We start from the raw sequence: 18,107 nt of genomic DNA, 5'->3' as shown, positions 1-18,107 counted from the left end.
CGTGCCGGGTGCCCGGCGACGCCGAACGGCCCTGTGGGCGGCAGATGGGTGTCACCTGAAGGTACCGTCCGGACAGCTGGGGCGGGTACCGTGGAACGAGCCCGGAGAATCCAAGGAGCTGCAAGGTGTTCAGTGACATAGGCGGACTGGAGCTGTTGACGCTCGCGGTCCTCGCCGTGCTCATCTTCGGCCCGGACAAGCTGCCGAAGCTGATCCAGGACGTCACGCGGACCATCCGCAAGATCCGGGAGTTCTCGGACAGCGCGAAGCAGGACATCCGCAGCGAGCTGGGGCCGGAGTTCAAGGACTTCGAGTTCGAGGACCTCAACCCCAAGAACTTCGTGCGCAAGCAGCTCGCCGAGCACGGCGGGGACGACCTCGGGCTCAAGGAGATCCGCGAGAGCTTCGACCTGCGCGAGGAGCTCCAGGAGGTCACGGACGTGGTGAACGGCAAGGCACGCCCTGCCGTACGGACGCCCACCGACGAACCCGGGGCCGAGGCGCCCAAGGCGGACCTGACGAAGAAGCCGGAGACGGCTCGGGCCACGGCCCCGGCGAATCTCCGCAAGGAGGAACGCCCGGTGTTCGACCCCGACACGACCTGAGGGGTACGGGGCTCCAGGGGCCGGCGCCACTGCGCCCGGCCCCTTTCTGCTGGCCGGGGCACGCCTGGAGGGGCGGGGAGACCCGTGCGCCCGGCCACGACGACCCGCATGTGCGACCGGCCGCCCACGACGCACCCGCACGGATCTTCACCAACGCATCCGCAGGGGTTGGCTATTCTCCATCTGGTCCGGTAGCAGGACGCCCGAGGGGGGCGGGCCGCACCGGAGCGGAGACACGAGGAGGCGGCCGGGCAGATGGAGACGACGAGTCGGGCAGGGGCGCAGGAGGATTCCGGTGCGCCCGGTGGTTCCACCACGGAAGGGGTTCCGGCAGCCCGGCGTACGGTCGACGGCTATCTGCGCGCCCCCTTCCCCTGGTACGGGCTGGACGAGGCCTTCACCGGACCCCGCTGGCTGATGCAGGTCGGCACCGCGGCCGACGGCACCGTCCAGCACGGGGCGATGGGCCACGGCGACGAGCCGACGATAAAGACCTCCGGCGAGGAGGGCCCCGACAAGGAGCGCTTCGCGGTCGTGGTGACCGTCGCCGCCTCCCCGGTGCGCCGCAGCGGCGACGGCACGGGCACGCTGGAGGCCACCTCGGTGTCCTCCGCCGCCTGGCTGGCCGGGTCCGGGCTGCTTTCGCAGACCTGGCCCGCGCAGCTCGACCACTCGATGCGGGACAACTGGCTGGACCAGCAGACCGAGGTCTCCTTCGAGCTGGCCGACGACCTGGAGGGCCCCGACTGGTCGGCGCTCTCGCTGCCGGTCGACGGGGTGCCGACGCCCTTCCACTACCGCGAGTCCGAGTACGGCTGGGTGCTCGCCGGGTCCACGCAGTCCGGCGTCCACATCGGGGCGTACGGACGTGGCATGAGCGCGTACGGGCTGGGCTTCTCGGTGGTGAAGGACGTCACGACGTACGACGGCTGAGGACAGAGAGGTAAGGGGCTGCGTCCCGGACGCAGCCCCTTACTCCTGCACCGCAGGTACTACTGACACACGGCGTCCTTCGGCCACGCCGCGCAGATGCCCCGCTTCAGGTCGGGGCTGCGCATGGTCTCCGCCTGGGTGGTGCCGCCCCGGTGGTTGTCGAGGTTCATCAGCATCGCGCCCTGGCTCATGCCGGACAGCTTGCGGGAGTACCAGGGCAGACCCGGGTGGGCGCCCGCGTTCTTCCGCTCGAAGGCGATCTCCTTGGCCAGCTTCTCGTCGCTCGTGCCGGGCGCGCGGTTGGCTCGCGCGGCCTGCTCCAGCTCGTCCGCCGACAGCTGCTTGGTCGTGTAGGAGTAGGTGAAGCCGAGGCGGTGGTTCCAGACGCCGGGCACGGTCATGAAGTGCCGCAGCGCCCGCAACGACTCCTTCGGGTAGTACGGGACGACCGACGCCGCCGCGTGCGGCTGGAGCGTGTTGTCGCTGTGCACGTGGCCGCCGCGCATCGGCGGGGAGCCGTACACCCGGTACTCGCGGCCGTTCGGCGGGCCGTCCGCGTCACTGCGGCCCCAGGCGTCCGGACCGTACTCCGTCATGATCTTCGGCAGCTTGGTGTGCTGGTCGGTCGCGAATTGGCGTGCCGCCCTCGCCGCGAGCCCGGTGTTCTCCGCCCAGTTCACGGCCTGCGTCTGCTTGCCGCCGGGCAGGGTCTCCTTGCCCAGGCGGGCGAAGTCGATCCAGCCGTGCGTGAACATGTACGCGAACATCGAGCCCTCGTAGGTGGGCACGAGGGAGATGTCGCCGTACGAGCGGCGCTCGCGCGGCCAGGCGAACCAGGCGTCCGTCGGGGCGGGGTGCTTTGTGGAGCCCGCCGCCTGGAGCTGGACGACGAAGCCCTCGTCGGTGGGCCGGTCCCAGTGCTCGTCCAGGTGACAGCCCTGGCCGCCGACGGCCTTGAACTGGTCGTCCGCGTCGTCCTTGCCCTCTTCGATCCGCTCCTTGCAGACCGAGTCCGGGTACCAGCTGAAGAGCTGGTACGGGACCTTGCCCCGGCGCTTGTCGGTCATCCAGTCCCAGTCGGCCCGCTCGATGATCTTCGTGGCGAGGTCGACCACCTCGGGCACGTCGCGGTAGTGCTCGCGGACGTGCTGCACGCCCATGAGGAGGAAGCCGGAGTCGACGGTGGACAGTTCGCCGAAGGCGCGCTTGCCCTTGCTGTTGGTCCAGTGCCAGTACAGGCCGCGGTAGCCGTTCTGGTCGACCGAGTCCTCGGCGTCCGCGTCGGCCTTCTGGCCGTCGTACAGCTTCCGCAGGGTGTTGGTGACGCGGCCGAGCGCCTCCTCGCGGCTGATCCAGCCGCGCTTCTCGCCGATCGCCATCGCGGACAGGCCGTAGCCGGTCGCCGAGATGTTGATCTGCCACAGCTTCGTCGTCTCGGACTGCCACAGGCCGCTGGGGCGGTGGTAGTAGTCCACGAAGTACTGGAAGGCGCGCTTCGAGGCGAGTTCGGCGATGCGGTCGTCGCTCGCCTTCGTCAGGTCCTCGGGCTTCGCGTCGCTGTCGACGAACTCCACGTCGTCGACCAGGACCGAGCCCTCGACCGGGCCGCCCGGGTCGCCGTTGATCATGAACTCTTCGAGCTGGTGCGGGTCGACGTCCCCCGGCTGCCCGTCGTTCCAGGTCTTCTTGTCGGTGAAGTCGAGGGGGAGGTCGACGTCCTGCCACTGCCCGTTGTCGACATACTCCGCGACGTGCCAGGCCTTCTTCCCCTTCTTGTCGCGCAGACCGATGAACAGCTCGACCTTCTTGCCGGGGTGCCCGGTCGGCTTCAGCTTCAGCCGCAGCGCGTCCAGCTTCACCTTCTCGCCCGCCACACCGCGGAAGAAGTCGTCGCGGTCCAGGTAGACGTTGTCGCCGTCACCGCCCCACAGGCTCTCGACCGCGTACCAACTGCCCTTCTTGGCGAAGTCGTAGTCGAGCCGCAGGACGCCGGGCCGCCCGTCGGGGCCCTTCGCCGCGTCCCAACGGCGCGTCAGGACATCGCCGTTGATGATCGAGTGGTCGCCGAGCATGTCGTTGAAGCCGGTCTCGGGGTCGTTGGTGAGGAGGGGGTACGTCACCTCCTGCGCGGCCCGCGGACTGTCGGGGACGGCCGTCGCGGCGCCCGCCGCGCCGGTGCACAGCAGCGCCGCGGTGGCGGTGGCTGCCAGGGTCCTTCGCACGTCGTCAGTTCTCCCTCATGCATGCGTCACCCGGCGCGGAGAGGCCGGGGGGATCGGCTGCACCGTACGGACAGAAGAGGGACAAGAGGTGTGAAAGGGCTGAAGGTGGGCACGTCGGGCGGATCGTCGGACGGACGGAATCGTCACACGGGCGCACTCGTCACACGGACGCACTCGTCGGACTCGCCGGAAGGGCAGCAAAGAACCCCGCCGGTCGTACGGAATGCGTACGTCCGACGGGGTCCCTTCCAGCGCGTACTAGAACTTGTTGCGCGGCGTGATCCCCAGCGACATCCCGGAGAGCCCGCGCGCCCGGCCGCCCAGCTTCCCGGCGATGGCCCGCAGCGCGGAACCGGCGGGGGACTCGGGGTCGCTCAGCACGACGGGACGGCCGTCGTCGCCGCCCTCCCGCAGCCGTACGTCGATCGGGATGGAGCCCAGCACGGGCACGTTGGCACCGGTGGTCTTGGTGAGGCCCTCGGCGACCCTCTGGCCGCCGCCCGTGCCGAAGACGTCCACGATCTCGTCGCAGTGCGGGCAGGGCATGCCCGACATGTTCTCCACCACGCCGACGATCTTCTGGTGCGTCTGCACGGCGATCGACCCGGCCCGCTCGGCGACCTCGGCGGCGGCCTGCTGCGGGGTGGTGACGACGAGGATCTCGGCGTTCGGCACGAGCTGCGCGACGGAGATCGCGATGTCTCCGGTGCCCGGCGGCAGGTCCAGCAGCAGGACGTCCAGGTCGCCCCAGTACACGTCCGCCAGGAACTGCTGGAGCGCGCGGTGCAGCATCGGGCCGCGCCACACGACCGGGGCGTTGCCCGGGGTGAACATGCCGATGGAGATGACCTTCACGCCGTTCGCCGACGGCGGCATGATCATGTTCTCGACCTGGGTGGGACGGCCGTCCACGCCCAGCATGCGGGGCACGCTGTGCCCGTAGATGTCCGCGTCGACGACGCCGACCTTGAGCCCGTCGGCGGCCATCGCGGCGGCCAGGTTGACCGTCACCGAGGACTTGCCGACGCCGCCCTTGCCGGAGGCCACCGCGTACACCCGGGTCAGCGAGCCGGGCTGGGCGAAGGGGACCTCGCGCTCGGCGGTGCCGCCGCGCAGCGCGCCCGCCAGCTCCTTGCGCTGCTCGTCGCTCATCACGTCGAGCTCGACGGTGACGGCGGTGACGCCCTCGACCCGCTCGACGGCCTCGCGGACGTTGGTGGTGATGGTCTCGCGCATCGGGCAGCCGGAGACGGTCAGATAGACCGCGACGGCGACCGTCCCGTCCGCCCCGATCTCGACCGATTTGACCATGCCGAGTTCAGTGATGGGCCGGTGGATCTCGGGGTCGTTCACCGTCGCCAGTGCTTCGCGCACCGCGTCTTCCGTAACCATGACTCGATACTACGGCGGTACGCCGGGAGGCCGGGAAGCCCGGTCAACGGTCGCCTTCGTCACTCCGGTTCGTCGGCTCCGGCGGGAATACGGTCCGCCGCTCCTCCAACTCCTTGACCAGGTCCTGGAGTTCGGAGCGAATCCAGTCACGGGTCGCGACCTCGCCGAGGCCCATCCGCAGCGCGGCGATCTCCCGTGTGAGGTATTCGGTGTCGGCGATGGAACGCTCGTTCTGCTTGCGGTCCTGCTCGTGCGTGACCCGGTCCCGGTCGTCCTGCCGGTTCTGCGCGAGGAGGATCAGCGGGGCCGCGTACGACGCCTGGAGGGAGAGCGCCAGCGTCAGGAAGATGAAGGGGAACTCGTCGAAGCGCAGCTCCTTGGGCGCGAAGACGTTCCACAGCACCCAGACGATGATCACCGCGGTCATCCAGACGATGAACCGCCCCGTCCCGAGGAACCGGGCGATTCTCTCCGAAAACCGACCGAAGGCCTCCGGATCCCACTCGGGCAGCAGACGGGTACGCGGCGCTTTCGGCTGATCCAGACGCACACGGGAGGCGCGCGTCACCGCGCTCGCGCCGGTCTGGGACCGCGCGCGCTCCTTGCCCTCACCACCCCGGGACTCACCCCCCGGCCTGTTCGGCTTAGTGGCCACCGACGACACCCCCCGGGTTGAACTCGGTCTCCCGCCAGTCCTCCGGCAGCAGGTGGTCCAGTACGTCATCGACGGTCACCGCGCCCAGCAGCGACCCGCCCTCGTCGACGACGGGCGCCGCGACCATGTTGTACGCGGCGAGATAGCTGGTCACGGCGGGCAGCGGGGTGTCCGGCGAGAGCGGCGGAAGGTCGGACTCCACCACCGAGGACACCAGCGTCCCGGGCGGCTCCCGCAGCAGCCGCTGGAAGTGCACCGTGCCCAGGTACTTGCCGGTCGGCGTCTCGTCCGGCGGGCGGCACACGTAGACCTGCGCCGCCAGCGCGGGGGAGAGGTCCTGCTGCCGTACGCGGGCCAGCGCGTCGGCCACCGTCGCGTCGGGCCGCAGCACGATCGGCTCGGTCGTCATCAGACCACCGGCCGTCCGCTCCTCGTACGACAACAGCCGCCGTACATCGGCCGCGTCGTCCGGCTGCATCAGCGTCAGCAGCCGCTCCTTGTCCTCCTCGGGCAGCTCGGAGAGCAGGTCGGCGGCGTCGTCCGGGTCCATCGCCTCCAGGACGTCGGCGGCCCGCTCCTCCTTCAGCTTGCCGAGGATCTCGATCGAGTCGTCCTCCGGCAGCTCTTCCAGTACGTCGGCCAGCCGGTCGTCGTCGAGCGCGGAGGCCACCTCGGCGCGGCGCTTGGGGGTGAGGTGGTGCAGGGCGTTGGCGAGGTCGGTGGGCCGCAGCTGCTCGTACGCGGCGATGAGGCTCTCCGCGCCCTGCCCGTGCTCCTCCAGCGAGAACCCGGTGACGGCCGACCACTCCACCGTCAGCGTCTCGCCCTTCCTCCGCAGCGCCCCGATCTTCCCCTTGCGTACGAAGACCTTGTCGATCTCCCAGTCACGGCGGGCCGGAAGCTGCGCGATCGCCACGTCGAGGACGGTGACCTCCTCGTCGCCCTCCACCAGCCGCACCCGGCGGTCGAGGAGCTCGCCCAGCACCAGGCGCTCGGTGGGCCGCTGCTCGAAGCGCCGCATGTTGACGACACCCGTGGTGATGACCTGGCCCGACTCCACGCCGGTCACCCGGGTCATCGGCAGGAAGATGCGGCGGCGGCTCACCACCTCCACCACCAGCCCCAGCAGCCGCGGGGGCCTGCGCCCCACCCGCAGCATGGCCACCAGGTCGCGCACGCGCCCCACCTGGTCGCCGTTGGGGTCGAAGACCGGCACTCCGGCCAGGTGCGAGACGAAGACGCGGGGCGCCCCTGCTGCCATCCCGACCGCCTCCTCGTCTCTTCCTTCACGCACGCGCGTATTTGTCTGCAAATACGCCGGACACCGGCTTCAGGCTAGCCCGTGACGATCATCGACGCTCCGCCGGGCGGCCGTACGGCTCCCTGCCTCCCGGCCGGGTGTGCCCGGGTACGCTGCCCTCTGCCGAACCGGACCACCGGACCCCTTCGACGAGAGGCAGTGCCGACCGTGACCGCATTCCCCCCGGCAGCCCGCGCACGCAGGGCCGTACTCGCCGGTGCGGTGTGCGCCGGTCTCGTGGCGGGGCTCGCGGGGTGCGGCGAGGACCCCGACGAGGGGACGAACGGGGTCGGCAAGCTGAGCGCCGCCGAGATCGAGGGCAAGGCCCGCGCGACCGCGAAGGCGGCCACCTCGGTACGGCTCACCGGCACCTTCGTCAGCCGTGGTGGCACGTACAAACTCGCCATGCGCCTGAAGAACACGGGCGGCTCGGGCTCGGTCACCACCAAGGACTCCACCTTCGAGCTCCTGCGCGTCGAGGACGAGCTCTTCATGAAGGCGGGCGCCGACTTCTGGCGGCACGACGCCACCAAGCCGGGCGCGGAGTTCAAGAAGGAGGACGAGGAGGCGGCGGACAAGCTGGAGGACAAGTACGTCAAGGTCCCCAAGGGCGACCCGGCGTACGACCAGTTCCGCGGCTTCACCGACAAGTCGGTCCTCCTCGACGGCCTCCTCGGCCTGAACGGCACCCTCAACAAGGGCGACCGCGAGACGATCGGCGGCCTGCGCACCATCAAGGTCGTCGGCGGTGAGGACGGCCAGGGCGGTGCCCTCGACGTCTCCCTGGAGAAGAAGCCCTACCCCCTGCGCCTCGCCCGCGCGGGCGGCGCGGGCGTGGTCCAGCTCGCCGACTGGGACAAGGACTTCCCCCTGACCCCGCCCCCGAAGGACCTGACGGTCGACTACGGCCGCCAGCTCCCGAAGGCGGGCGACTAGCGCTTCCGCCGCTTCAGCAGCAGCTTCGGCAGGCCCGCCGGAATGGGATGTCGGGTCGTCGCGGCGGACGGCAGTGGTGCGGCGGCCAGGTCGCCGGCCGGCAGGGGGTCGGTGCCGCCCTGCGGGGTGAGCCGCAGGACCCGGCACTCGCGTGCCCAGCGGTCCGTCATGTGCTCGGCGTCGGGGGCGTTCAGCCGCTTGCCCTTCAGCTCCGCGACGGCGGCGTCCCACTCCTCCGTGCCCGCGGTCAGCTCCTTGACGACGGCGGTCCAGGCGACGAGGCGGCCGCCCTTGTCCTTGCTGCGTACGGTCACGTGGGCGACGGAGCCGTCGTCCAGGCCGGGGAAGGGCTGCTCGCCGGGGCCGTCGCCGACGAGGTGCAGGGCCCCGTCGAGCCAGACGTGCCACAGGGCGCGGGCGGGCCCGGTTCCCCGGACCCAGACGAGCCCGGACTTCTTGGTGGCCTCCTCGACGAGGGCCTGGTCGAGGAGGTGCTGGCCGGGGGCCGGGGGCTGCGACATGGGGGCAGCTTAATTGCCGCGCAGCCCGGTGTTCCTACAGCCAGCCGTTCCGCTTCAGCGCCCGGTGGATGCCCAGGCACACCGCCGCGATGCCGCCCAGGACCATCGCGTACCCGTACTTCCAGTGCAGCTCCGGCATGTGGTCGAAGTTCATGCCGTAGACGCCGCAGATCATCGTGGGGACGGCGACGATCGCCGCCCAGGAGGTGATCTTGCGCATGTCCTCGTTCTGGGCGACCGTCGCCTGCGCGAGGTTGGCCTGGAGGATGGAGTTGAGGAGTTCGTCGAAGCCGACGACCTGCTCGTGGACGCGTGCCAGGTGGTCCGCCACGTCCCGGAAGTACTTCTGGATGTCCGGGTCGACCAGCCGCATCGGCCGCTCGCTGAGCTGCTGCATCGGACGCAGGAGCGGGGCGACCGCCCGCTTGAACTCCAGCACCTCGCGCTTCAGCTGGTAGATCCGGCCCGCGTCCGCACCCCGCGAACTGCCCTTCGCCGGGGCGGAGAACACGTCGATCTCCACCTCGTCGATGTCGTCCTGGACGGCGGAGGCGACCGCGATGTACCCGTCGACGACGTGGTCCGCGATCGAGTGGAGCACCGCGGAGGGGCCCTTGGAGAGCAGCTCCGGGTCGTCCTGGAGGCGGTGGCGCAGCGCCCGCAGGGAGCCCTTGCCGCCGTGCCGGACGGTGATCACGAAGTCCCGGCCGGTGAAGCACATCACCTCGCCGGTCTCCACGACCTGGCTGGTCGCGGTCAGCTCGGTGTGCTCCACGTAGTGGATGGTCTTGAAGACGGTGAAGAGGGTGTCGTCGTACCGCTCCAGCTTCGGCCGCTGGTGCGCGTGCACCGCGTCCTCGACGGCCAGCGGGTGCAGCCCGAACTCGGCCGCGATGCCCGCGAACTCCGCCTCGGTCGGCTCGTGCAGGCCGATCCACGCGAAGCCCTCGCCGGACTCCCGGACGCGGATCATCGCCTCGTGCGGGGTGGCGCACTCCTTCAGGCGGCGGCCGTCGCGGTAGACGGCGCAGTCGACGACGGCACTGCTCGCGGAGTGGTCGCGGGTGGCGTCGTAGTTGGTGTAGACGGTGGGGCTCTTGCGCAGGGACGGGCGTACCACTGCGCGCAGGTCACGGATCATCGACATGGCGGGCTCCTTCACGGAGAAGCCGTCGGCGGGTGCGTGGCACTGCCCGGAATGGAGACGTGCGGCGCCACGGCGCTGTGGCGGTCGCGTGCACGTCGGCAAAGCGGGCGGCACCGCGAGGTCGCGGTGACGGCGTTCGCTCAGACACGGATCAGGCAAATCAGGTGAGGGTGACGTGCTCTTCCGTCGTGCCCGTCGGGCGCGGGGCCCTGCGTGAATTCCCGTGGGAGCACCGATGTTTCCGTGCTCGAAGGGCCGGGTACGAAGCCTCGGACCGCGTGCGTCAGACGTGTGTCAGAGGAGGTACGGAAGAGCGGTTGGTACTACCGGGTCGACTTCGGTCCACCGCAGTCCCACCTCCTCCGGCCGGTCCCCCGTGAGGGACGACTGTCTCCTCGGGGCTGGAAAGCAACGCTTCTGCGAGCTGCCCCGATTCAGCGGCCCAGGTTACCAGCCGTCCCCGGTGTCAAGCCCCGCCACGGTCGGCCTTTGCCCGTTCCATACGCGGCCTATGCTCGCGGACCATGGGAGATGTTCTTGCGCTGGTAGAAGCCCGACTGCGGACGACCTTGGGCGAACCGGACGCGCGCGCGGCCGTCACGTTCCTCGGCACGGACCGGATCGAGGTGCTGCGCTTCCCGGACGGCGACCTCGTCCGCTACGCCACCCTCGGCATGTCCGCGGCCCCGATGACCGACCCGACCGCCGCCCTCGCCGACCCCGTCAAGGGCCCGCGCGCGGAGCTGGTCCTCTCAGTACGGGCCGGGCTCGCCGACACCGACAAGGTGCTCCGCCCGCTCGCGGTACTGGCCGCGTCCCCGCAGGTGGAGGGCCTGATCGTGGCGCCGGGCGCGTCCCTGGACGTGGGCGGGCCGCTGTGGCCCGGGGCGCCCTTCCACTCCGTACTCGTGGCGGAGGGCGGCGGCCTGGTGGAGGACCTGGAGCTGGACGACCCGATGGACCCGGTCCGCTTCCTGCCGCTGCTGCCGATGACGCCGAACGAGGCGGCCTGGAAGCGCGTGAAGGGGGCGCAGGAGCTCCAGGAGCGCTGGCTCGCGCAGGGTACGGACCTCCGCGACCCGCTGCGCGCGGGCGTCCCGCTGGACTGATCACCGGCCCTCGCAGAAGGGCCTGAATTCGCTGTTGGGTTCGACTCCGGTACGGGGCGGGGCGCACCGCACGCGCGAAGGCCCGGCCGGTGGTCCTCCCGGCCGGGCCCGTCCGCGTATCGGTGTTCCTGACTGTTCCTAACTGCGCAGCGCCGCCCAGGTGTTGGCGCCCACCTTGCCGTCGACGGCGAGGCCGCCGTACCAGTGCTGGAACTGGCGCACCGCGCCCTCGGTGTTCGCCCCGAAGACGCCGTCCACGCCCTGCGGGCCGACCTCGAAGCCCCAGGAGCGCAGCAGGCACTGGACCTCGCGGACCCGGTCGCCGGTGTGGCCGCGGACGGTGAGTGCGGTGCCGTAGTACCAGCCGCAGTCGCGGGCGACGGCCTGCGCGGGTGCGGCCGGTGCGACGGCCTCGGCGGTGGAGACCCCGAGTCCGAGTACCAGGACGGTCGCGGCCAGGGCGGTGAACAGCTTCTTCATGCGCTTCCCCTTCGTACGAGTGGTGCGTTACGACGGTGGGGCGCGCCCGGTGCCCCCGGCCAGACCCCCGCTGTCGCCTCCCGGAACGGGAAACGGGCAACGCCGCGGGGAAACGCCGGGCGGCCCGGCCCCGTACCGCCGCAAACGCAACGGGAAGCCCCGCCGCACGGCTGGGGGCGGCCGTGCGACGGGGCGGTTCGGGGGGAGGGGGCTCAGTTGGCGAAGACGGTGACGCTGTCCTCGGTGGCGTGCACCGGCTGGAGTTCCTCGGCCTCGTGGGTGAGGGCCTTGCGGCGGACCAGGACGACCACCGCGCCGAGCACCGCCGTGATCGCGGCGACGACGAACGGGATGTGGATGTTGCTCCACTCCTCGATCTTCGGGGCGAGGAAGGGGGCAGCGGCGGCGGCGAACCAGCGGACGAAGTTGTAGCCCGCGCTGGCCACCGGCCGGGGGGCGTCCGAGACGCCGAGCGCCAGCTCCGTGTAGACGGTGTTGTTCACGCCGATGAAGGCGCCGGAGACGATCGTGCCGACGATGGCGGTGGTGTGGTTGCCGAAGCCCAGCACCAGCAGGTCGACGGCGAGCAGGACCAGGGATGCGCCCAGCACCTTCAGCGAGCCGAACCGCTTCTGCATGCGCGGGGCGACCAGCACCGAGAAGACCGCGAGCAGCAGGCCCCAGGCGAAGAAGACCGCGCCCGACTTGTACGGCGTCATGTTCAGGACGAACGGGGTGAAGGCCAGGATGGTGAAGAACGCGTAGTTGTAGAAGAACGCGGAGGCGGCGACGGAGGCCAGGCCGCCGTGGCCGAGTGCCTTGATCGGGTCGAGCAGCGACGTCTTCTTCGCGGGCTTCGGCTGTTCCTTCAGGAACGCGATGATGCACAGGAAGCCGATGGCCATCAGGGCGGCGGTGCCGAAGAACGGGTAGCGCCAGCTGGCGTTGCCGAGCGCCGCGCCGAGCAGCGGGCCGCAGGCCATGCCCAGGCCCAGTGCCGATTCGTACAGCAGGATCGCGGCGGCGCTGCCACCGGCCGCGGCGCCCACGATCACGGCGAGCGACGTCGAGACGAAGAGCGCGTTGCCCAGACCCCAGCCCGCCCGGAAGCCGACCAGTTCGCCGACCGAGGAGGACGTGCCGGACAGCGCGGCGAAGACGATGACCAGCGCGAGTCCGGCGAGCAGGGTCTTGCGGCCGCCGATCCGGCTGGAGACGAAGCCGGTGACCAGCATCGCGACGGCCGTGATCAGGAAGTACGAGGTGAAGAGCAGCGACACCTGGCTCGGGGTGGCGCTCAGCCCCTTGGCTATCGAGGGCAGGATCGGGTCGACCAGGCCGATGCCCATGAAGGCGACGACGGACGCTCCGGCCGTCGCCCAGACCGCCTTCGGCTGGCGCAGGATGCTGCCCGCGCCCTTGTCGAAGGGATCCTCTCCCTTGCCCTCACCGTGCTGCATGACGTCTCTCGCTCTCCACTAGATCGTTGCGATATACAAACAATAAGTTAGAGCGGCTAATGAATGCAAGTTACATCTAGTTTTGGCTGGTGAGGGGCGGGGGAGAGTTCGGGAAGCGTCGGAAACAACGCGCGCCGGACGGGTGATCGTCCTTGACGCGGCGTCGAGCGGGGAGGACTGTTGGGCGCTATGAGGGGCGAACCCAGTTGCCCGAAGTGCGGAGGCCGGGTCAGGACGCCCGGTCTCTTCGCCGACACCTGGCAGTGCGGCGACCATGGGGCGGTGCATCCGCTCCAGCCGGTGCTGCCGCCCAGCGTCGAAGCGCTCTCGGTCGCGGTGAACCGTGCGGAAGTGCCCGTGTGGATGCCGTGGCCGCTGCCGGTCGGCTGGCTGTACAGCGGCATCGCGTACGCGGGCGACGACCGCAGCGGCGGACGTGCCACGGCGGTGGCCTGCTCGGGGCCGGGACCGCTCGGCGGATTCGGTGAACTCCTTCTGGTGGCCGAGGAGTTGGGGGTCGGGCTCGGCGCGAGATACGCGGGCATCGACGGCCCCGACCCCGGGGCGCACATCTCCATGGAGAAGCCCCCGCAGACCAAACTCCTCGCGGCCGGCCGCCCCACCCCGCTCTGGCACGTCTCCGGCACGCCCACCGACCGCGCGGTGTTCGCGGGGGAGGCGCGGGGGCTGTGGCTGTGGGCGATCGTCTGGCCGGAGCAGTCGGGGCTGCTGATGTACGACGAGCTGGTGCTGACCGATCTGCGGGACGCGGGCGCAGAGGTGGAGCTGCTGCCGTGCGGGGCGTTGTCGCCGAGGTTCCTGTAGCGGGGGCTGCGGCGGGGGCGGTGTTCTGCGGGCGGGGTGCGTGACCTGGTGCCTGGGAGTGCTTTGGGGGCGTCTTGGGGGTGCCCGGGGGTGTTCGAATCCCAGTTACCCTTGAACGTCCCCTCTGTCCGTCCTGCCCCCTTGGAGCCCCGCGCGTGCGTATCGACCTGCACACCCACTCCACGGCATCCGACGGCACGGACACCCCCGCCGAACTGGTCCGCAACGCGGCCGCCGCAGGGCTCGACGTCGTCGCCCTCACCGACCACGACTCGGTACGCGGCCACGCCGAGGCGATCGCGCACCTCCCCGAGGGCCTCACCCTCGTCACCGGCGCCGAACTCTCCTGCCGCCTCGACGACACCGGCATGCACATGCTGGCCTACCTCTTCGACCCCGAGGAGCCCGAGTTCGCCCGCGAGCGCGAGCTGGTCCGGGACGACCGGGTGCCGCGCGCGCAGGGCATGGTCGCCAAGCTCCAGGACCTCGGCGTGCCGATCACCTGGGAGCAGGTGGCCCGCATCGCCGGTGACGCCTCCCTGGGCCGCCCGCACATCGCGGAGGCCCTCGTCGAGCTGGGCGTGGTCGAGGACGTCTCCGCCGCCTTCACCTCCGAGTGGCTGGCCAACGACGGCCGCGCGTACGTCGACAAGCACGAGCTGGACCCCTTCACCGCCATCCGCCTGGTCAAGGCCGCCGGTGGCGTCACCGTCTTCGCGCACCCCGGCGCCGCCAAGCGCGGCGACACGGTGCCGCTGACCTCGATCGCCGAACTGGCCGCCGCCGGTCTCGACGGCATCGAGGTCGACCACATGGACCACGACGCGTCCGACCGAGCCCGCCTGCGTGCGTTCGCCGCCGAGCACGACCTCCTGGTCACCGGCTCCAGCGACTACCACGGCTCCCGCAAGACCGTCCGGCTCGGGGACTACACCACCCACCCCGACGTCTACGGCGAGATCACCCGCCGCGCGACCGGCGCCTTCCCGGTGCCCGGTGCGGGCGGACGCCCGCGCGCGTAAGGCGCGTCGCGCGCAGCTGAATCCGGGGCACCCGTTCGCCCCGGGCGCGCCTGCCGACGCCGGGCTCCCCGGTGTCGTACGACAAACACCTCACCCCCCTCATGTTCCGTACGGAGCTGTGCCCGCGTGCGCCCGCACCCGCTCGGCACGGCCCTGACCCGCAAGGCTCTCCTGTGCTCGACTTCGCCGTCTTCGGCTCCCTGTTCCTCACCCTTTTCGTGATCATGGACCCCCCGGGGATCACCCCGATCTTCCTCGGACTGACCTCCGGCCGCCCCGCCAAGGTGCAGCGCCGCATGGCCTGGCAGGCCGTGGCCGTCGCCTTCGGCGTGATCACCGTCTTCGGGATCATCGGCCAGCAGATCCTGGACTACCTGCACATCTCGATTCCGGCGCTGATGATCGCCGGTGGTCTGCTCCTGCTGCTGATCGCGCTGGACCTGCTCACCGGCAAGAACGAGGAGCCCACGCAGACCAAGGACGTCAACATCGCCCTCGTACCGCTGGGCATGCCGCTGCTCGCCGGGCCCGGCGCGATCGTCTCGGTGATCCTCGCGGTGCAGCGCAACGACAGCCTCACCGGTCAGATCTCGGTGTGGGCGGCGATCGTCGCCATGCACCTGGTGCTGTGGCTGGCGATGCGGTTCTCGCTGGTGATCATCCGGGTGATCAAGGAGGGCGGTGTGGTGCTGGTGACGCGGCTCGCGGGCATGATGCTCTCCGCGCTGGCCGTGCAGCAGATCATCAACGGGGTCACGCAGGTGATTCAGGGCAGCTGAGGCGCGTACGCCCGACTGCCGTGTGCAGCCGTCTCCGTCTACGGAAAACGCCCCCGTGCAGTTCCTGCACGGGGGCGTTTTCTCGCATCAACTCATCACGTCGTCTTGCGTCGTCTTACGTGTTACGAGGCCGTGGTGTCGGCCGGGCGGATGTAGATGCGCTGGCCGATTGCGGCGGCCTGCTGCACGATCCGGTTGACGGAGGCGGCGTCCACGACGGTGCTGTCGACGGCGGTGCCGTCCACATCGTCCAGGCGCATGATTTCGAAGCGCATGCGCTTCTCCCTTCGTCTGATCCTCCTGCTGGAGAACTGGGGTGAATGTAAGGGGCACGCGTGGGCAGGGTTGCCGTTGCGTTCCAAGGGGTACAACGAGCCTCCCCCCAGAAAGATTCCCTACACTAAAGAAAATTTTCGTGAGGCTAACTACCCATGGGGAAGAGGCCCCGGGGACACCGGTTGTGCGGGGGTCTCCAGGGCCCGGAGAATGGGACCCGTATGGACGACGCACAGCCTTCGGGCCCCTCAGACCCCACCGATCCCGCTGACCTCGCCAGGATCTCCGCCCGCCTGGACCGCACCAACGAGCTCCTCACCCGGGTGCTCGCCGAGGTCTCCAAGACGCCCTCCACCCACGCGATCTTCGTGGACGCCGGTTACGTCTACGCGGCGGCGGGCCTGCTGGTCACCGGCACCGAGGACCGGCGCTCCTTCGACCTGGACGCCGAGGGCCTGATCGAGGCCTTCATCGACAAGGCGCGCACGATCTTCGCCGACAGCCGACTGCTCCGCGTGTACTGGTACGACGGTGCCAGGCGCCGCATCCACACCACCGAGCAGCAGTCCATCGCCGAGCTCCCCGACGTCAAGGTCCGCCTCGGCAACCTCAACGCCAACAACCAGCAGAAGGGTGTCGACTCCCTGATCCGTACGGACCTGGAGTCCCTCGCCCGGCACCGCGCGATCAGCGACGCGGCCCTGGTCGGCGGCGACGAGGACCTCGTCTCGGCGGTCGAGGCGGCGCAGGGGTACGGGGCGCGCGTCCACCTCTGGGGCATCGAGGCCGGTGACGGCCGCAACCAGGCCGAACCGCTGCTCTGGGAGGTCGACAGCCAGCGCACCTTCGACCTCGACTTCTGCAAGCCGTACGTCACGCGCCGCCCGGTGACGACGTACGAGCAGGAGAACGGGCCGACGCCCAAGCGGGAGGAGGTCCGCTTCCTGGGTGCGCAGATCGCCGCGAAGTGGCTGGCCGAGCGGGGGCGGCAGGAGCTGGGGGAGCTGCTGCCGGGGCGGCCGTACCTGCCGGGGCCGGTGGACCAGGAGCTGCTGGTGGAGGCGGAGCGGATGCTCCAGCGGTCGCTGCGGGGGCACTCGGACCTGCGGAGGTCGCTGCGGGACGGGTTCTGGCAGCACTTGCAGGCGCAGTACTGAGCGCGCCGTGGGGGCGTACTGAGCGCGACGTGGGGCCGCCGCCCCGGGCGAACCCACCGGTAACCTCGACCGCATGAGCAGGCCGCCCACCTTCACCCCGCCCGCCGGCGTCCGCGCCGTCCCCCTCCGCACGGGTCGCGGCACCTTCGCCGCGCTCGAAGCGGGGCCGGTCGCAGCGCCGCGCGGCACCGCCCTCCTCCTCCCCGGGTTCACCGGAAGCAAGGAGGACTTCATCGCCAACCTCCGCCCGCTCGCGGACGCCGGGTACCGGGTCGTCGCCGTGGACGGGCGGGGGCAGTACGAGTCCCAGGGGCCGAGGGATGATCAATCCCCCTACGCGCAAGGGGAGTTGGCGCTCGACGTCCTCGCGCAGGCGGAGGTGCTGAGCGGCGGCGGGGGGCCGCTGCACCTCCTCGGGCACTCGCTCGGCGGGCAGATCGCCCGCGCCGCCGCGATCCTCGACCCGGCGCCCTTCCGCACCCTCACCCTCATGTCGTCCGGTCCCGCCGAGATCGATCCGGTTCAGCAGGAGAAGGCCGCGCTGCTCACCCAGGCCCTCGGGTTCATGACCATGAGCGAGGTCTGGGACGCGATGCAGGCCATGGAGACGCCCGCACCGGAGGAGACCAAGGAGGCGGCGCGGGAGGCGCAGGACCCGGCCCTGGAGGCCGCCCTGCGGCACCGCTGGCTGCTGCACAGTCCCGCCCAGCTGATCGCGACGGGCCGCGCTCTCACGGTGGAACCGGACCGGGTCGCGGAGGTGCGGGGCACGGGGCTGCCGCTGCACGTGGTCTCGGGGACGGTGGACGACACGTGGCCGGTGGCGCTGCTGGACGAGATGGCGGTCCGGCTGGGGGCGTGGCGGACGGTCGTCGCGGGGGCGGGGCACTCGCCCAACACGGATCGGCCCGAGGAGACGGCGGAGGCGGTCGCGGCGTTCTGGTCCCGGCACGGGTGAGGGGCTGGGGGTGGGGGGCGGTCCGTGCGGGGCGGTGGGGGTCTCGGTTCCGTGCGGGTGCGTCGTGGCTGGTCGCGCAGTTCCCCGCGCCCCTGGATGGATGCCCTCCGGGCACCATCCCCCCGCCGGGCGGCGAAGCCGCCCCCACCCTTCCCCCAGCCCCCTTGGGCGGCGGGGCCGCCCTCCCCCTTTCCCCGTAGCCGCCTTGGGCGGCGGGGCCGCCTCACCTCCTCTCCCTAGCCGCCTTGGGCGGCGGGGCCGCCCCCCGGGGGCGGGACGGGCGGGCAAGGGGGCGGCCCCTCCCGCTCCCGGCCCAGCCCGGTGCCGCCC

General features: G+C 71.0%; 18 protein-coding genes. 9 read left to right on the top strand and 9 right to left on the bottom strand.

Features of this window, described 5'->3' with window-relative positions; all coding sequences use genetic code 11:
• Nucleotides 1–125: 125 nt before the first annotated feature.
• Nucleotides 126–605 carry a sec-independent translocase gene (locus tag ACIO3O_RS12445; RefSeq protein WP_401744805.1) on the top strand — a complete coding sequence of 160 codons (480 nt, stop codon included), beginning with the start codon at nt 126–128 and terminating at the stop codon, nt 603–605.
• Between the two features lie 255 nt (nt 606–860).
• Complete coding sequence (locus ACIO3O_RS12440) at nt 861–1,538, top strand: hypothetical protein (protein ID WP_401744804.1); 678 nt, start codon at nt 861–863, stop codon at nt 1,536–1,538.
• 59 nt (nt 1,539–1,597) lie between these two features.
• On the opposite strand, the gene ACIO3O_RS12435 is transcribed toward ACIO3O_RS12440, so the two are convergent.
• From ACIO3O_RS12435 to ACIO3O_RS12420, 4 genes are all read right to left on the bottom strand, one after another.
• Nucleotides 1,598–3,760 carry a glucoamylase family protein gene (locus ACIO3O_RS12435; protein WP_401744803.1) on the bottom strand — a complete coding sequence of 721 codons (2,163 nt, stop codon included), beginning with the start codon at nt 3,758–3,760 and terminating at the stop codon, nt 1,598–1,600.
• Nucleotides 3,761–4,018: 258 nt separating this feature from the next.
• Nucleotides 4,019–5,152 (bottom strand): Mrp/NBP35 family ATP-binding protein, encoded by a 1,134-nt coding sequence (locus ACIO3O_RS12430; protein ID WP_401744802.1) that lies wholly within the window; start codon nt 5,150–5,152, stop codon nt 4,019–4,021.
• Between the two features lie 43 nt (nt 5,153–5,195).
• Nucleotides 5,196–5,876, bottom strand: coding sequence for a DUF1003 domain-containing protein (locus ACIO3O_RS12425; protein ID WP_401744801.1), 681 nt, complete (start codon nt 5,874–5,876; stop codon nt 5,196–5,198).
• On the bottom strand, nt 5,797–7,068 hold the full coding sequence (locus ACIO3O_RS12420; protein ID WP_401744903.1) for a magnesium transporter MgtE N-terminal domain-containing protein: 1,272 nt from the start codon (nt 7,066–7,068) through the stop codon (nt 5,797–5,799). The genes ACIO3O_RS12425 and ACIO3O_RS12420 overlap by 80 nt, the downstream gene beginning before the upstream one ends.
• Before the next feature lie 207 nt (nt 7,069–7,275).
• Here ACIO3O_RS12420 and ACIO3O_RS12415 point away from each other — a divergent pair, with 207 nt between their 5' ends.
• Entirely contained in the window at nt 7,276–8,043 is a 768-nt protein-coding gene (locus ACIO3O_RS12415; protein WP_401744800.1) for a hypothetical protein, read from the top strand.
• On the opposite strand, the gene ACIO3O_RS12410 is transcribed toward ACIO3O_RS12415, so the two are convergent.
• Nucleotides 8,040–8,564, bottom strand: a complete 525-nt coding sequence (locus tag ACIO3O_RS12410) for a hypothetical protein (RefSeq protein WP_401744799.1) — start codon at nt 8,562–8,564, stop codon at nt 8,040–8,042. The two genes, ACIO3O_RS12415 and ACIO3O_RS12410, sit on opposite strands and share 4 nt — an antisense overlap.
• 34 nt (nt 8,565–8,598) lie before the next feature.
• A complete protein-coding gene (locus ACIO3O_RS12405; protein WP_401744798.1) occupies nt 8,599–9,711 on the bottom strand; it encodes a magnesium and cobalt transport protein CorA in 1,113 nt (370 codons plus the stop codon).
• Nucleotides 9,712–10,235: 524 nt separating this feature from the next.
• Between ACIO3O_RS12405 and ACIO3O_RS12400 the strand changes: the two genes are divergently transcribed.
• Nucleotides 10,236–10,820 (top strand): suppressor of fused domain protein, encoded by a 585-nt coding sequence (locus ACIO3O_RS12400; protein WP_401744797.1) that lies wholly within the window; start codon nt 10,236–10,238, stop codon nt 10,818–10,820.
• A gap of 138 nt (nt 10,821–10,958) precedes the next feature.
• Here the strand turns inward: ACIO3O_RS12400 and ACIO3O_RS12395 are convergent, their stop codons facing one another.
• Together ACIO3O_RS12395 and ACIO3O_RS12390 are read right to left on the bottom strand one after the other, a co-directional pair.
• Nucleotides 10,959–11,300 (bottom strand): peptidoglycan-binding protein, encoded by a 342-nt coding sequence (locus ACIO3O_RS12395; RefSeq protein WP_401744796.1) that lies wholly within the window; start codon nt 11,298–11,300, stop codon nt 10,959–10,961.
• Between the two features lie 212 nt (nt 11,301–11,512).
• A complete protein-coding gene (locus ACIO3O_RS12390) occupies nt 11,513–12,760 on the bottom strand; it encodes an MFS transporter (RefSeq protein WP_401744795.1) in 1,248 nt (415 codons plus the stop codon).
• A gap of 189 nt (nt 12,761–12,949) precedes the next feature.
• Between ACIO3O_RS12390 and ACIO3O_RS12385 the strand changes: the two genes are divergently transcribed.
• The 3 genes from ACIO3O_RS12385 (at nt 12,950) to ACIO3O_RS12375 (ending at nt 15,386) form a co-directional block, all read left to right on the top strand.
• The gene (locus ACIO3O_RS12385; RefSeq protein ID WP_401744794.1) at nt 12,950–13,585 is read left to right on the top strand and encodes a DUF6758 family protein; all 636 of its coding nucleotides are present in this window, start codon (nt 12,950–12,952) and stop codon (nt 13,583–13,585) included.
• Nucleotides 13,586–13,740: 155 nt separating this feature from the next.
• Nucleotides 13,741–14,607, top strand: a complete 867-nt coding sequence (locus ACIO3O_RS12380; protein ID WP_401744793.1) for a PHP domain-containing protein — start codon at nt 13,741–13,743, stop codon at nt 14,605–14,607.
• A 173-nt stretch (nt 14,608–14,780) separates the two neighbouring features.
• Nucleotides 14,781–15,386: a MarC family protein gene (locus ACIO3O_RS12375; protein WP_401744792.1), complete on the top strand. Its 606-nt coding sequence runs from the start codon at nt 14,781–14,783 to the stop codon at nt 15,384–15,386.
• 122 nt (nt 15,387–15,508) lie between these two features.
• Here ACIO3O_RS12375 and ACIO3O_RS12370 read toward each other — a convergent pair whose 3' ends face one another.
• On the bottom strand, nt 15,509–15,661 hold the full coding sequence (locus ACIO3O_RS12370; RefSeq protein WP_401744791.1) for a hypothetical protein: 153 nt from the start codon (nt 15,659–15,661) through the stop codon (nt 15,509–15,511).
• Nucleotides 15,662–15,883: 222 nt separating this feature from the next.
• Between ACIO3O_RS12370 and ACIO3O_RS12365 the strand changes: the two genes are divergently transcribed.
• Both ACIO3O_RS12365 and ACIO3O_RS12360 read left to right on the top strand, forming a co-directional pair.
• Nucleotides 15,884–16,819: an NYN domain-containing protein gene (locus ACIO3O_RS12365; protein ID WP_401744790.1), complete on the top strand. Its 936-nt coding sequence runs from the start codon at nt 15,884–15,886 to the stop codon at nt 16,817–16,819.
• Nucleotides 16,820–16,892: 73 nt separating this feature from the next.
• Nucleotides 16,893–17,777, top strand: coding sequence for an alpha/beta fold hydrolase (locus ACIO3O_RS12360; RefSeq protein WP_401744789.1), 885 nt, complete (start codon nt 16,893–16,895; stop codon nt 17,775–17,777).
• Nucleotides 17,778–18,107: the final 330 nt, after the last annotated feature.

The organism is Streptomyces sp. NPDC087440 (assembly GCF_044744005.1).
Taxonomy (GTDB): Bacteria; Actinomycetota; Actinomycetes; order Streptomycetales; family Streptomycetaceae; genus Streptomyces.
This window is presented reverse-complemented; position numbering and strand designations above follow the sequence as displayed.

What these genes read in the sequence shown, in the direction of transcription:
- ACIO3O_RS12440 (WP_401744804.1), top strand. Translation starts at nt 861, where the DNA reads ATGGAGACGACGAGTCGGGCAGGGGCGCAGGAGGATTCCGGTGCGCCC.
- ACIO3O_RS12430 (WP_401744802.1), bottom strand. Translation starts at nt 5,152, where the DNA reads ATGGTTACGGAAGACGCGGTGCGCGAAGCACTGGCGACGGTGAACGAC.
- ACIO3O_RS12425 (WP_401744801.1), bottom strand. Translation starts at nt 5,876, where the DNA reads ATGACGTACTGGACCACCTGCTGCCGGAGGACTGGCGGGAGACCGAGT.
- ACIO3O_RS12420 (WP_401744903.1), bottom strand. Translation starts at nt 7,068, where the DNA reads ATGGCAGCAGGGGCGCCCCGCGTCTTCGTCTCGCACCTGGCCGGAGTG.
- ACIO3O_RS12410 (WP_401744799.1), bottom strand. Translation starts at nt 8,564, where the DNA reads ATGTCGCAGCCCCCGGCCCCCGGCCAGCACCTCCTCGACCAGGCCCTC.
- ACIO3O_RS12405 (WP_401744798.1), bottom strand. Translation starts at nt 9,711, where the DNA reads ATGTCGATGATCCGTGACCTGCGCGCAGTGGTACGCCCGTCCCTGCGC.
- ACIO3O_RS12400 (WP_401744797.1), top strand. Translation starts at nt 10,236, where the DNA reads ATGGGAGATGTTCTTGCGCTGGTAGAAGCCCGACTGCGGACGACCTTG.
- ACIO3O_RS12395 (WP_401744796.1), bottom strand. Translation starts at nt 11,300, where the DNA reads ATGAAGAAGCTGTTCACCGCCCTGGCCGCGACCGTCCTGGTACTCGGA.
- ACIO3O_RS12390 (WP_401744795.1), bottom strand. Translation starts at nt 12,760, where the DNA reads ATGCAGCACGGTGAGGGCAAGGGAGAGGATCCCTTCGACAAGGGCGCG.
- ACIO3O_RS12385 (WP_401744794.1), top strand. Translation starts at nt 12,950, where the DNA reads ATGAGGGGCGAACCCAGTTGCCCGAAGTGCGGAGGCCGGGTCAGGACG.
- ACIO3O_RS12370 (WP_401744791.1), bottom strand. Translation starts at nt 15,661, where the DNA reads ATGCGCTTCGAAATCATGCGCCTGGACGATGTGGACGGCACCGCCGTC.
- ACIO3O_RS12365 (WP_401744790.1), top strand. Translation starts at nt 15,884, where the DNA reads ATGGACGACGCACAGCCTTCGGGCCCCTCAGACCCCACCGATCCCGCT.
- ACIO3O_RS12360 (WP_401744789.1), top strand. Translation starts at nt 16,893, where the DNA reads ATGAGCAGGCCGCCCACCTTCACCCCGCCCGCCGGCGTCCGCGCCGTC.